Below are 13,288 nucleotides of genomic sequence, written 5' to 3'. Positions count from 1 at the left end.
CGCTGCCAAATCAGTTGACTCAAGGTCGGTCTCGTTCGTAATACGATGCAGAGAAATTAGGGTGCCGCCTCCGGTTCCCATCCCTCTGCGGAGGTTCCCATGTCTGGTTTTGCTTCGATCTCTGGCAGCGATGCCGATGACGTACTGAACGCGCCGGCCGGCAATATCGACCAGCTCGTTGCAGGCCTCGGTGGCAACGACACCATCGATGGACGTGCTGGTGAAGACACACTCCGTGGCGGTGACGGCGACGACATGATTTTCGGTGGACTCGGAGCCGATGTGTTGCTCGGCGGTGCGGGCAATGACCAGCTGTTCGGCGAGAACGGCGCCGACCTGCTCGTGGGCGGTGCCGGCAATGACACGATGGACGGCGGCGCCGGAACCGACACCTTCGATTTCGATGACGGCTTCGGCCACGACCTGATCCTCGGCTTCCAGATCGGGCCGGACACGTTGCAGATCGCCAGCAACATCAATGGCACCGGCATCACCGACCCGAGCGACCTGCTGCCTCTGGTCTCGGCCGACGGGACTGGCAATGCCGTGATCACGCTGGGCACGGATACCATCACGCTGGACGGCATCACGGTGGCCGATCTGACGGCCAATATCGGCAGCATCGTCCAGATCGTCTGAAGGGCGGCCGCCCTTCCAAGGGTGGCCGTAACCCAGCATGCAGGCGGAACGGCGCGAGATGGGGCCAGCCCAAACTTCCGGCCAGCCGGTAAATCCGCCCGTGTGGACCCGCCTCGGTACGGATATCGCTGCGGTCATTCTGCCCGCAGGCCCGGTGGATGCGCGTGGCATCTCACTGCAGGTCGGCGCGGGGCAACCTTCCCCGCCTCTTTCCCAACTTCCGCTCGACGACGAAGGCACGCTGCTTCTTGCGCGGGCGGCGCCGGGGCAGACGCTGTCGCTCCAGATTGCGGCCGGGCCGTGGCTGCCGCTGGGCGCGCCCGGCCCCTTGGCGCTTCTGGGTGCAGCCGCCGCCAGGCCGCGCTTCCTGGCGCTGCTCGCCAGCAAGGCCGCGGGTCCGCTACGGGCAGGCGCCGATGCCGCCCTGGCACGGGATCTGGCGGCCCTGGCGCAGGGCGACACCAAGCCGGCGCCCGAGGGGCTGCGCCCGATGGTCGGGCTGGGCCTTGGCCGGCTGTTGTGGAAGCTCGATTCGGGTGGCTGGCTGGTGACGGCGCAAGGCCTGGCGCGGGTGGCGGAGCCGGATGGCGGCCTCGCCCCCCTGCCCCCCGCCGCTGCCGGCGCGCTGCTGCTGCGCGCGGATGGGCCGCCGCTGCGCCTGCCCACCGCTTTCCCAGCACCGCCCAGCCTGGTGGAACTGGCTCGCCAGACCGGCCCGGCCCCCCGCGCCCTGTTGCGCCAGGCGCTGCTGGCGCTGCGCCGCCACACGACTGAACCCTGGTGCGGCGACCTGCTGCGGGATGCGCAGGTGCTGGCGATGGCGCCCACCCGATCCGCCGCCGAGCCGTCCAACGCCGTGGCCGCGGCGATCGACCGCGCCATCTCGGACCATGAGGGTGGCGTCTTCCTGGTGGGTTGGTTGCACGACCCGCTGCGGCTGACCCGCGGCATGACGCTCCGCGGCCCATTCGGCGGCACGCCGATCCCGCCCGAATCGCTGTTCCGGGTCAGCCGGCCGGATGTGGTGAAGCGCTTCGAACAGGCCGCCTTCGGTACCACCGATCCACGTCCCGGCTTTGTCACCCATGTCCCGCATGCCGGCCCCGGCCCCGTCGCCCAATGGCGGCTGGAATTGGCGCTGGGCTCCGGTGAGGCGATCGAGCTCGTCGCCGGCCCGGCGCTGATCCCCGCCGCCCAGGCGCGGGAGGCGGTGCTGCGTGGCGTCAATCCGCTGGATGTCGGCCCTGCCCTGCTGGATCGCTGCCTGGCCCCGGCGGCGGAGCGCCTGCACCGCGCCGCGGCGGCCGAACCGCTGGGGGTGGAGGTGGTCCGTATCGGCCGGCCCGTGGCGAAACCCAGTGTCAGCCTGGTGATCCCGCTCTACCGCAACCTCCGTTTCGTCCGGCACCAAATCGGCGCCTTCGCGCGCGACCCGATGCTGCGGGAGGCCGAGATCATCTATGTGCTGGACAGCCCGGAACAGCGCGCGGAGGCCGACCATCTGCTGCGCGGCATCTGCGGGCTGACCGGCCTGCCGGTGACCCTGGTGCAGCATGGCCGCAACGCCGGCTATGCCACCGCCTGCAACAGCGGCGCGGCGGAGGCCACGGCACCCGTGCTGCTGATGCTGAACTCCGACGTGGTGCCGGACCGGCCCGGCTGGCTGGCGCCGATGCTGGCGCGGCTGGCCGCCGACAAGCGCCTGGGCTGTGTCGGGCCGAAGCTGATGTTCGACGATGGCTCGCTGCAGCATGCCGGGCTGTATTTCGCCCGCGGCCCTGGCGATGACTGGTTCAATTGCCACTACTTCAAAGGCTTCCCACGCCACTACCCGCTGGCCGCGCGGGCGCGGGAGGTGCCGGGCGTGACCGGGGCTGCCATGCTGATGCCCCGCGCCGCCTGGAACGAGGTAGGCGGCTTCTCGGCCGACTACATCGTCGGCGATTACGAGGATAGCGACCTCTGCCTGCGGCTGCGCCAGGCCGGCTTCGCCATCCTGTATGAGCCGGCGGCGGAGCTGTTCCACTTCGAGCGTCAATCCATCGCCCAGCATGGCGGCTACACCGGCACCGTCGCCGCCGCCTACAACCGCCGCCTGCACCACCGTCGCTGGGCCTCCACCATCGCCACGCTGATGGAGGATTTCCCCCGCATGGGCGAAACCCACGCGGCGGCCTGAAAGATCGCGAAGTCCTTGAAACGCCGGGAATCGGTGATGTCACCGCAACCCGCTTTACTTTAGTTTTGTGGAGCCATGCGCCTCCTCGTCTTCTGCCACAACCATCCTGACCTGCAGCCGGGCGGCACCGAGGTGGTGGCGCGTGGCCTTTTCCGTGCGCTGCGCGACCGGCATGGCGTGGAGGGGCTGTTCCTCGGCGCCGTGACCGCCCAGCACCGGGAACGCCGCCCCGGTACGCTGTTCCAGTCCATTGGCCACCATCCGGATGAGATGCTGGTCTGGCTCAGCCATTTCGACCGGTTCCATCTGTCTCAGGTGGATAGCTGGGGGCTGGCGGAACTCGGCGCCTTCGTCACGGACTACCAGCCGGACGTCATCCACTTCCACCATCTGCTGTATTTCGGCATCGAGACGCTGGATTTGGTGCGGCGCGTCGCGCCCAAGGCGAAGATCGTCGTCACGCTGCATGATTTCTTCGCGCTGTGCCCGCAGGAAGGTCAGTTGCTGACCACCGATGGCAGACTCTGCCCCGGTCCCTCGGGGGATGGCTGCAGGCGTTGTTTTCCCGGCCGCGGCAGCACGGATCTGGTGCTGCGGGAGATTGCGGTGCGCGGCGCCATGGCGGGGGTGGATCTGTTGCTGTCCCCTTCGGAGTTCCTGCGCGACCGCTTCATCGCCGCCGGCTGGGATGCGGGGCGGATCGAGTTGATGCGGAACGGCATCGGCGCCGGACCTGTCGCGGCGCCGCGCGCCGGCAACGGCCAGCGCCGCCGCTTCGGCTTCTTCGGCCATATCAATCGCTTCAAGGGCAGCCTGGTGGCGCTTGATGCCTCCGCCCGGCTGACCCGGCAGGGCATCGCGCATGATCTGGCGCTGCATGGCGGCACGGCGCATCAGGCGGATGAGTTCCTGGCCGCGTTCAAGGCGGCGCTGGAGGCTGCGCCCGACGCGCGCCACCACGGGCTGTATGGCGCCGCCGACATGCCGGCGCGGATGGCGGGCGTCGATTGGGTGGTGATGCCTTCCATCTGGTGGGAGAACGCGCCGCTGGTGGTGCAGGAAGCCTTCCGGCACGGCCGCCCCGTCATCTGCGGCGATGTCGGCGGCATGGCGGAATCAGTCCGCGACGGAGTGGATGGCCTGCACTTCCCGGTGGGCGATGCGGTCGGGCTGGCACGGGTGATGCGCCGCGCGGCGGAGGAGCCGGGGTTGTGGGACCGCCTTGCCGCCAACATCACCCGGCCACATGGAATGGAGGAGGCGGCCGCAGAACATCTGGCGCTGTATCGCCGCCTGCTCGGCGCAGCGACGCCGCTGAAGCGGGCCATGCGGGCCGGGGGGCGTGCGCGTGTCGGCTGAACCCTTGCCCACCCCGGATATTCGCGGCTTCGTCGATTCGGTCACCGGCAACCAGATTGATGGCTGGGCCTTCGAACCCACCCAGCCCACCGAACGGGTGGTGGTGGAACTGCGCCTGGATGGCGCCGCGGTCGCCACCAGCGTCGCGGATCGGCACCGGGCGGACCTGATCCGCGCCGGCATCGGCGATGCCTTCCACGGCTTCCGCTTCCTGCTGCGCCCGGCCTGGGCGGAACGCCGCGCCGACCTGCTGGTGGTGGCGCGCGGCGCGGCGGGTGGCGAGGTCGCGCTGCCGCTGTTCCGCCGCGGTGCGCCCGCCGCCGCCGCCGGCGAGGCGCGCCCGGCACCGCCTAACCCGCAGATCGTCAAGGCGATCGAGCAGCTCATCGCCGGGCAGCACGCGCTGGAGGCGCGGATGCAGGAACTGGCGCTGCGCCCGGCGCCGGACCAGCCCATGGCCACGCCGCTGACCGCCGAGCCGGCCGAGGTCGAGCAGCGCATGGCGGTGCTGGAGGCCTGGGTGGCGCGGCTGGATGAACGCCTCGCCAGCCTCCGGGCCGCCGCCCCGGCGCCGCGGGCCAATGGCCCCGCCGGCCTCGATACCTGGCAGGTGGTGCTGATGGCCCTGCTCGGGGTGACCAGCCTCGGCGCGCTGACGGTCTTCGCGCTGGTCCTGGCGCTCTAGCCGCATGGCAGAGCCCCGCCGCCTGCCCAACCCCACCGCCCCCGCGAAACCGGATCGGCGGGACGTGATCGAGGTGGTGCGGGCGGAGGTTTCCTCCGCCACGCGGCTGACCCTGGCGCTCGGTCTGGCGCTGAGCCTCGCCACCTTCGGCGTGGTCGCGGCCAAGCTGATGATCTGGCAGATGGTGCTGCCCACCGGCAATCCCTGGACCCTGGCGGGGCTGGCCATCGTCTTCTGCCTGGCGGTCGGCCTCCTGCTCGGGCTGGACCAGTTGCGCGAATTGGGGCTGCTGGCCGTCTCGAACCGCCTGGCGCGGCGGCTGGCGGCGCCGCTGGTGCTGGCGGCGGCCCAGCAGCCGGGGCGGTCCGACCTCGCCGCCGGCCAGGCGCTGCGGGATGTGGAGGAGCTGCGCCGCAACCTGACCGGCCCGGTGCTGACCGGGCTGGTGGATGCGGTGCTGGTGCCGACAATGATCCTGCTGCTGCTGTTCTTCCACTGGGCCTTCACCCTCTGGGCGCTGGCCTGCTGCCTCGCCGCCGCGGGGCTTTCCCTGCTGGGGGACCGGCTGACCCGCCGCGCCGTCGCCGCCTCCAACGAGGCGCAGGCGCGTACTGCGGGGCTGGTCGCGGATGCGATGCGCTGCGCCGAGGCGGTGGAGGCGATGGGCCTGCGCGCGCCGCTGGCCGAACGCTGGGAGGCACGGATGCAGGAAGGCGCCACGGCGCTGCGTGACGCCCAGGCCGGGGCGCGCTGGATCGGCGCGGGGTTGGCCACCATCCATGGCGTCGGCTCGGGCGGGGCGCTGGTGGTGGGCACGCTGCTCGCGGCGAACGGGGTGAATGTCGGCTTCGGCATGCTGTTGGCCATGCTGATCACCGGCCAGGTGATCACGCCCTTCGCCCGCATTGGCGGCGCCACGCATGAATGGGGCGCGGCGATCGCCGCCTGGCGCCGGCTTGCTGTGATGATGCGGCCCGACCGCACGGCGGATACCGCAATCGCCTTCCCCTGCCGGGAGGCGCGGCTGCGGCTGGAGCGCGTCAGCTTCGCCCATCGCGGCGCGCCGCGCGCACTGCTGCGCGACATCTCGCTGGAAGTCGCACCGGGCCAGATCGTGGCGCTGGCCGGCACCGCCGGCGCGGGCAAGACCACGCTGCTGCGGATCGCCGTCGGCATGATCCGCCCCTCCGCCGGCGGCTGCTTCCTGGATGGCCAGGCCACCTGGCAATGGGCGCGGGAGGATTTCGCGCGGCATGTCGGCTACCTGCCGCAGGACCCACTGCTGACCGATGGCACGGTGGCGGAGGCGATCGCGCGCCTCGCCCAGCCGGATATGCCAGCAGTGATGGAGGCCGCGCGGCTGGCGGACGCGCATGGGCTGATCGCCGCCCTGCCCGCCGGCTATGCCACGCCAACCCGCGCGGAGGGGCCGCTTTCCGCCGGCCAGCGGCAGCGCGTGGCGCTGGCCCGCGCGCTGTATGGCAATCCGCGCCTGCTGGTGCTGGATGAACCCACCGCCTTCCTCGATGCGGCCGGGGAGGAACGGCTGGTGCGGCTGCTGCGGAGCCTGGCGGCGCGCGGCACCGGCATCCTGCTCACCTCGCACCGGCCGGCGCTGCTGGCGGCGGCGCATCGGGTGGTGACCTTGCGTGGCGGGCAGGTGGTGCCCACCCCCGGCGCGCCGTTGCTGGCCGCGCCTGTGAGGGCGGCATGAGCGCGCAGATCGGCGCGGCCTGGGCGGCGCTCCGGCAGGCGCCGGCCTTCCGGCGGCTGCTGGCGCTGGCACTCGCCATGTCCTTCGCCCGGCAGGCGGCGCTGCTCGGCATGCCGCTGCTGACCATGCACATCTTCGATGGCATGACGGAGGGCCACAACCTCGACACGCTGCTGGTGCTGTCCATCGCGTTCGTGGTCGCGCTCAGCATGGCTGGCGCGATGCGGGCCTTGCGGGCGGCGCTGCTCTCCGCCCTGTCCGACGACATGGCCCGCCGGATGAGCCTGGAGGCGTTGCAGGCCGCCGTGCGCAGCGCGCTGCTGGGCAGCCGGCAGCCCGGGCTGGCGGCGTTGCAGGACCAGTCGGAGTTGCGCCGCTTCCTCGGCGGCAACACCATCGCCGACCTGTTCGACATGACGGCGGTGCCGGTCGCGCTGCTGGTGCTGTTCCTGCTGCATCCGGTCTATGCGCTGGTGGTCGGCGCCGCCTGCGTGATGATGGGCCTGCTCGGGCTGGTGCTGGACCGCACGACGCGCGGCCTGGTGCGCGGTGCCTCCGAACGGCAGTTGAAGAATGCCGGGGAGTTGCAGGGGCGGTTGCGGCAATCGGACATGCTGGAGGGTCTCGGCATGCTCGGCGCCGTGGTGCGGCGCTGGGAACCGGCGCAGGCGGCGGCGCTGGCGGAGGGCGATCGCGCCCAGGCGCGGGCGCGCGCGGTGCGCGGGGTGACGGAATACGCCTCCTACATGGCGCAGGGCGGCGTGGTGGTGGTGGGGGTGGTGCTGGCACTGGGCAACCAGGCCTCGCCGGGTTCGATCATCGCCGCGATGATGCTGGCCGGCACCGCGACGCAGCCGATCGCCCGCCTGGTGCTGGCCTGGCGCGAATGGGCGTTTGCGAGCCTCGCCTGGCAGCGGTTGCAGGAATTGTTCCGGGACCACGCAGCACCCGCGGTGCAGACGGCCGACCCGGCCGGGCCGCCCGGGCTGTGGCTGCGGGAGCTGCACTGGACGCCACCGGGCGGGCTGCATCCGGTGCTGGCCGATGTCACGCTGTATTGCCCGCCCGGGACAGTGACGCTGGTGGTGGGGCCGAATGGGGTGGGCAAATCCTCCCTGCTACGGCTGGCGCTCGGGCTGCTGCCGGCAGAAGGCGGGCAGGCGCTGCTCGGCGGCCAGCCGACCCGCTTCGCGGATCGCACCCGGCTTGGCCCGCGCATCGGCTACCTGCCGCAGGATGTGCAGCTTCTGGATGGCAGCATCCTGGCCAATATCGGCCGCTTCGGACCGGAGGATGCGGCCGGCGTGGTGGATGCCGCGCGGCTGGCCGGCGCGCATGAGATGATCGGCCGCCTGCCGCAGGGCTACGCCACGGAAGCCGGCCCCACCGGCGGCCTGTCCATGGGCCAGCGCCGCATGATCGGCCTGGCGCGCGCCCTGTACGGCGCGCCCGAGTTCCTGGCGCTGGACGAGCCGGAGGCCGGGCTGGATCAGGCGGGGCGGGAAGCGGTCCGGGATGCGGTGATGGCGGCGCGGGCGGAGGGTGCCGCCTGCCTGCTGATCAGCCATGAGGCGGCACTCTGGGCCGGCCATGTGGACCAGGTGCTGCGCCTCGCGCCGGGCGGCCACTGGCGTGCCGAAACACCGGGGGAGATCGCCGCATGACCGCGAGACTGGCCGGGCCCCGCCCGATGGCGCTGAACTTCGCCGAGGCCGAGGCCGCCGCCGCCACCCCCGATGTGCGGCGGGTGATGCGGGCCTCGCTGCTGCTGCTGGTGGTGGGCTTCGGCGGCCTGCTGTTCTGGGCCGCCATCACGCCGATCGAACGCGCGGTGGTGGCGCGCGGGTCGCTGGTGGCGGAGGGCCGGCGCAAATCCATGATCCTGTCCGAACCGGGCATCCTGCAGGAATTGCTGGTCCGCGAGGGCCAGCGCGTGGAGGCCGGCCAGGTGCTGCTGCGGCTCGATCCGACCACGGCCGAATCCAACGCCGTGCAGCTGCGCGCCCAGTCCCGGCTGCTGACCGCGCGCGTCGCCCGGCTGCGCGCCGAACAGCAGGACCAGCGGCAGTTCTCGGTGCCGGATGAGATCATGGCGGCCGCCCGCGCCGATGCCGCCCTCGCCGCCCTGCTGAATGCGGAAGTCCGGCTGTTCACCGCGCGGTGGGAGGCATTCGACAGCAACCTCCGCGTCTTTGAGCGCCGCGTCGCCGTGCCGCGCGAGCAGTTGCTGGCCGCCGGCGCCCAGCGCGCCGCCGCCGCCGCCCGCGCCGCCTCCGTCCGCGCCGATCTGCAAGGACTGCGGCCGCTGGCCCAGCAGGGCTTCGCCCGGATGCGGGAGGTGCGGGAGCTGGAGCGGCTGGAGGCACAGGCGCGCGGCGACATGGGCCTGTATGCGGCGCAGGAGGCGCAGTTCCGCCAAGCCATCGCGCAGGCGGAGGCCGAGCTCGCCACGCTGCGCCTGACCCGCGCGCAGGACATCGCCCGCGAATTGCAGGACGCCCAGCAGCAGATGGTGGAGGCGGAGCAACGGCTGGTCTCGGCCGAGAACATCCGCGCGCGGCGCGACATGGTGGCGTCCGAGCCCGGCATCGTCACCGATATCCGCTTCGTCACGCCCGGCAGCAGCATCACGGATGGCCAGCCGGTGCTGGATCTGGTGCCGCTGGATGACCGGCTGGTGGTGGAGGCGCGCGTGGCGCCCACCGATGTGGAACAGCTTCGCGTCGGCCAGGCGGTGAATGTGCGGCTGACCGCCCTGCGCCAACGCACCACGCCGCTGCTAGCCGGCGAGCTGACCTATGTCTCGGCCGACCAGCAGACCGACCCGCAGGGCGTCAGCTTCTTCCTGGCCCGCGCCGAGATCGCGGCGACCGAGATGGAGCGCCTGCCCGGCCTGCGGCTGACTGCCGGCATGCCGACCGAGATCTTCGTGCTCGGCGAGGTCCGCAGCGCGCTGAGCTACCTGGTTTCGCCGATCCGGGACTCGCTGCGGCGCGCCTTGCGGGATTAGATGCGCCCCGATCCAGGGGGCTGACCGATTCCATGACCGACGAAGACCGCCGCATCGCCATCATCGGCGCCGGCCCGGTGGGGCTGGTGCTGGCGCTGAAGCTGGCGACCCTCGGCCTGCCGAGTGTCGTGCTGGAAGCGGGCGCGGATATCAGCGAGGAGCTGCGCGCCTCCACCTTCCACCCGCCCTCGCTCGACATGCTGGACAGCCTCGGCGTGGCGCAGCCGTTGATCGAACAGGGACTGGTCACGCCCACCTGGCAGATCCGCCGGCATGAGGATGGCGCGCGGGCGGTGTTCGACCTGTCGGTGCTGAAGGACGACACGGCGCATCCCTACCGCCTGCAGGCCGAACAGTGGAAACTCTCGCGCCTCATCCTGGCGAAGCTGGCGGCGGAGCATGCCGGCACGGTGGAGCTCCGCTTCAACGCGAAGGTGGACACCGTGGTGCATGGCGCCGACCATGTGGCGCTGTCCGGCGAGGGCTTCGAACCCTTCGAGGCGCCCTATGCCGTGGGCTGCGATGGCGCCCGCAGCGTCATCCGCCGCGCCATGGGGCTGGATTTCGCCGGCGACACCTACCCCGAGACCACCATCCTCGCGACCACCCCCTTCCCCTTCCATGAGGTGTTCGAGGGGCTGTCCAATGTGAACTATATTTGGACCCAGCATCCGGCGTTTTCCGGCACCTTCTCCCTGCTCCGCGTGCCCGGCCTGTGGCGCGCCTCCCTGCACACGGCGCCGGGCGAATCGGTGGAACAGGCGCTTGAGCCGGCGGCGATCGAGCGCAAGCTCCAGGCCATCCACCCAAGGCCCACGCCCTATGAGGTACCGGACCTCCGCCCCTACCGCATCCATCAGCGGATCGTGGAGAATTACCGGATGGGGCGCCTGATGCTGGCCGGCGACTCCGCGCATCTGAACTCGCCCTCCGGCGGCATGGGCATGAATGGCGGCATCCAGGATGCGATGGAGCTGGCCGAGACCCTTGCCCCGGTCTGGCGCGGGGACGCCGAGGACAGCCAGCTCGACCGCTACACCCGCCGCCGCCAGCCGGTCGCGGCGCGCGAAATCATCGCCCAGGCCGACCGCAACCGCGCCCGGATGCGGGAGACGGACCCGGCCCGGCGCGCCGAATTGCTGGCCGATCTGCAAGCCACCGCCGCCGATCCGGTGAAGGCACGGGAACATCTGTTGCGCTCCTCCATGATCACGGGACTGCGCGCGGCAAGCCGGATCATGTGAGAAGTCGTCCCCTTCACCGAACTGCCATAAAAATGTAAAATCCTCGAAACGCAGGCCGTCTAGAGCCCGCCGTCACTTAACGGGGAGAAATTTGCCCATGTTCCGCCGCACCCTCATGGCGGGCGCCGTCGCGCTCGCCGGCCTGATCGGCCCTGCCAACGCGCAGCAGCCGGCGCCGTCCGCGGCGCAAGCGCCGACCGAGATCCAGTTCTGGCACGGCCTGTCGCAGCCGCTCGGTGGCCTGCTGGAGCGCCTGGTCGCCGATTTCAACGGCACCCAGACCCAGTACCGCATCGTCCCGACGTTCCGCGGCAGCTATCCGGAGACGATGGTCGCCGCCATCGCCGCCTTCCGCGCTGGCCAGGCGCCGCACCTGGTGCAGATGTTCGAAGTCGGCACCGGCACCATGATCAACGCCGGCCGCGCCGTGATCCCGACGCATGAGCTGCTGTCGCAGACCGGCGTGAACATCAACTTCGACGACTTCCTGCCCGGCGTGCGCGGCTACTACGCCGCCGCCGATGGCCGCCAGATGGCGATGCCGTTCAACAGCAGCACGGCCGTGGTGTACTACAACAAGGACGCCTTCCGCCGCGCCAACCTGAACCCCGACCAGTTCCCGACCACCTGGGAAGGTGTCGGCCGCGCGCTCGCCGCGCTCAAGGCCTCCGGCCATGCCTGCCCGATGTCCACCGCCTGGCCGACCTGGCTGCATCTCGAGCAGTTCAGCGCCATCCACAACATCCCCCTCGCCACCCAGGGCAACGGCTTCGGCGGCGCCAATGCCGAGCTGCAGGTGAACAACCCGCTGGTGCTGCGCCACCTGACCAATCTGGTGAACTGGCAGAAGGAAGGCCTGTTCCGCTGGGGCGGTCGCGACAATGCCGGTGAGGCGCTGTTCCCGGGCGGCGAATGCGCCATCATGCTGACCTCGTCGGGCTTCCGCGCCCGCGTGCAGCGCGAGGCGCGCTTCGACTGGGGCGTGTCCATGCTCCCGGTCTATGAGGGCACGCAGCCGTCCAATGCCATCATCGGCGGCGCCAGCCTGTGGGTGATGAACCGCGGCCCGAACACGCAGCGCAGCGCGGCCGAACTGCGCGGCATCGCCGAGTTCTTCGCCTGGACCGCCCGTCCGGAAGTGGCCGGCAAGTGGCACATGGACACTGGCTACCTGCCGATCACGCGCAGCGGCTTCGAATCCGCCCGCGCCAGCGGCTTCTACACCCAGCCGGCCAATGTCGGCGCCGATATCCCGATCGAGCAGATGCTGCGCGGCGCGAGCTCGGAGAACACCCGCGGCATTCGCCTCGGTGGCTTCGTCGAGATCCGCGTGATCATGCAGGAAGAGATGGAGAAGGCACTGCAGGGCCAGCAGACCCCGGAGCAGGCGCTGGCAGCGATGACCACGCGCGGCAATGCGGTGCTGCGTAATTTCGAGCGTGCAAACCGCGGCGGCTGATGCCACAGCGTTGATCCGGCCAGGGGGGTGGGCGCAATGCCCACCCCCTTGCCATTTGAAGAGGGACGAAGGGGTTGCGGAAGAAGGTCATCTTCAAGGGCATCGCCCTGCCCTGGCTGCTGCTGTTGCCGCAGCTTCTGATCACCGGCGTGTTCTTCTTCTGGCCGGCGGGCCAGGCCATCTACGGGTCCTTCCTGCGGGAAGATGCCTTCGGCCTGTCGCGCCAATTCGTCGGCCTGGAAAACTTCACCGAGGTGCTGGCGGACCCGAACTACTTGGCCGCGGGCTGGACCACGGTGGTGTTCTCCACCTCCGTGGCTTTCCTGGCGCTGGGTGCGGCGCTGTATCTCGCGGTGCAGGCGGACAAGGCAATTCGCGGCGCCAATGGCTTCAAGACCATGCTGATCTGGCCCTATGCGGTGGCGCCAGCGATTGCCGCCGTGTTGTGGCTGTTCATGTTCCACCCGCAGATCGGCCTGTTCGGGCGCATGCTGAATGGCCTCGGCGTGCCGTGGGACTACAAGCTGAACGGCGACCAGGCGCTGCTGCTGGTGATCCTGGCCGCGGCCTGGAAGCAGGTCTCCTACAACTTCATCTTCTTCATGGCCGGGTTGCAATCCATTCCGAAATCGGTGCTGGAGGCGGCGGCGATCGATGGCGCGCGCCCGATGCGGCGTTTCTGGACCATCATTTTTCCTCTCCTGGCCCCGACGTCTTTCTTCCTGCTGGTGGTCAACATCGTCTACGCCTTCTTCGACACCTTCGGCGTCATCCACGCGCTGACCGGCGGCGGCCCGGGCCAGGCGACGACGACGCTGATCTACAAGGTCTATGTGGATGGCGTGCAGAACCTGAACTTCGGCTCCTCCGCCGCGCAGAGCGTGATCCTGATGTTCATCGTCATCCTGCTGACCGCGGTGCAGTTCCGCTTCATCGAGCGGAAGGTGCACTATTAATATGCCCTCAAACGCCGGGCGCGGCCTCCGACCGCTTGGCTTC

At 70.6% G+C, this 13,288-nt stretch carries 10 protein-coding genes; all 10 read left to right on the top strand.

The window, feature by feature from the left end:
• The first annotated feature begins 99 nt into the window (after window positions 1-99).
• The 10 genes from ACFHNC_RS05900 to ugpA all read left to right on the top strand — a co-directional run bounded on the left by ACFHNC_RS05900 (window position 100) and on the right by ugpA (window position 13,245).
• Window positions 100-639 carry a calcium-binding protein gene (locus ACFHNC_RS05900; protein WP_437168294.1) on the top strand — a complete coding sequence of 180 codons (540 nt, stop codon included), beginning with the start codon at window positions 100-102 and terminating at the stop codon, window positions 637-639.
• A 100-nt stretch (window positions 640-739) separates the two neighbouring features.
• The gene (locus tag ACFHNC_RS05895; RefSeq protein WP_437168293.1) at window positions 740-2,818 is read left to right on the top strand and encodes a glycosyltransferase; all 2,079 of its coding nucleotides are present in this window, start codon (window positions 740-742) and stop codon (window positions 2,816-2,818) included.
• 75 nt (window positions 2,819-2,893) lie between these two features.
• Window positions 2,894-4,177, top strand: a complete 1,284-nt coding sequence (locus ACFHNC_RS05890; protein WP_437168292.1) for a glycosyltransferase family 4 protein — start codon at window positions 2,894-2,896, stop codon at window positions 4,175-4,177.
• Window positions 4,167-4,862: a hypothetical protein gene (locus ACFHNC_RS05885; protein ID WP_437168291.1), complete on the top strand. Its 696-nt coding sequence runs from the start codon at window positions 4,167-4,169 to the stop codon at window positions 4,860-4,862. The genes ACFHNC_RS05890 and ACFHNC_RS05885 overlap by 11 nt, the downstream gene beginning before the upstream one ends.
• A gap of 4 nt (window positions 4,863-4,866) precedes the next feature.
• Window positions 4,867-6,576 (top strand): ATP-binding cassette domain-containing protein, encoded by a 1,710-nt coding sequence (locus tag ACFHNC_RS05880; RefSeq protein ID WP_437168290.1) that lies wholly within the window; start codon window positions 4,867-4,869, stop codon window positions 6,574-6,576.
• Window positions 6,573-8,240 carry an ATP-binding cassette domain-containing protein gene (locus ACFHNC_RS05875; RefSeq protein ID WP_437168289.1) on the top strand — a complete coding sequence of 556 codons (1,668 nt, stop codon included), beginning with the start codon at window positions 6,573-6,575 and terminating at the stop codon, window positions 8,238-8,240. Before ACFHNC_RS05880 ends, ACFHNC_RS05875 begins: the two co-directional genes overlap by 4 nt.
• Window positions 8,237-9,586, top strand: coding sequence for an HlyD family type I secretion periplasmic adaptor subunit (locus ACFHNC_RS05870; protein WP_437168288.1), 1,350 nt, complete (start codon window positions 8,237-8,239; stop codon window positions 9,584-9,586). The genes ACFHNC_RS05875 and ACFHNC_RS05870 overlap by 4 nt, the downstream gene beginning before the upstream one ends.
• Window positions 9,587-9,618: 32 nt before the next feature.
• On the top strand, window positions 9,619-10,830 hold the full coding sequence (locus tag ACFHNC_RS05865; RefSeq protein ID WP_437168287.1) for an FAD-dependent oxidoreductase: 1,212 nt from the start codon (window positions 9,619-9,621) through the stop codon (window positions 10,828-10,830).
• Between the two features lie 97 nt (window positions 10,831-10,927).
• Window positions 10,928-12,289: a sn-glycerol-3-phosphate ABC transporter substrate-binding protein UgpB gene (ugpB, locus tag ACFHNC_RS05860; protein ID WP_437168286.1), complete on the top strand. Its 1,362-nt coding sequence runs from the start codon at window positions 10,928-10,930 to the stop codon at window positions 12,287-12,289.
• A gap of 74 nt (window positions 12,290-12,363) precedes the next feature.
• Window positions 12,364-13,245: a sn-glycerol-3-phosphate ABC transporter permease UgpA gene (ugpA, locus tag ACFHNC_RS05855; RefSeq protein WP_437168285.1), complete on the top strand. Its 882-nt coding sequence runs from the start codon at window positions 12,364-12,366 to the stop codon at window positions 13,243-13,245.
• The last annotated feature ends 43 nt before the right edge of the window (window positions 13,246-13,288 follow it).

It is taken from the genome of Falsiroseomonas sp. E2-1-a4, assembly GCF_051433165.1.
GTDB lineage: Bacteria > Pseudomonadota > Alphaproteobacteria > Acetobacterales > Acetobacteraceae > Falsiroseomonas.
This window is presented reverse-complemented; position numbering and strand designations above follow the sequence as displayed.

Excerpts from the sequence above, each read along its gene's own strand:
- ACFHNC_RS05900 (WP_437168294.1), top strand. The coding sequence starts at position 100 with ATGTCTGGTTTTGCTTCGATCTCTGGCAGCGATGCCGATGACGTACTG.
- ugpB (WP_437168286.1), top strand. The coding sequence starts at position 10,928 with ATGTTCCGCCGCACCCTCATGGCGGGCGCCGTCGCGCTCGCCGGCCTG.
- ACFHNC_RS05865 (WP_437168287.1), top strand. The coding sequence starts at position 9,619 with ATGACCGACGAAGACCGCCGCATCGCCATCATCGGCGCCGGCCCGGTG.
- ACFHNC_RS05870 (WP_437168288.1), top strand. The coding sequence starts at position 8,237 with ATGACCGCGAGACTGGCCGGGCCCCGCCCGATGGCGCTGAACTTCGCC.
- ACFHNC_RS05880 (WP_437168290.1), top strand. The coding sequence starts at position 4,867 with ATGGCAGAGCCCCGCCGCCTGCCCAACCCCACCGCCCCCGCGAAACCG.
- ACFHNC_RS05890 (WP_437168292.1), top strand. The coding sequence starts at position 2,894 with ATGCGCCTCCTCGTCTTCTGCCACAACCATCCTGACCTGCAGCCGGGC.
- ACFHNC_RS05875 (WP_437168289.1), top strand. The coding sequence starts at position 6,573 with ATGAGCGCGCAGATCGGCGCGGCCTGGGCGGCGCTCCGGCAGGCGCCG.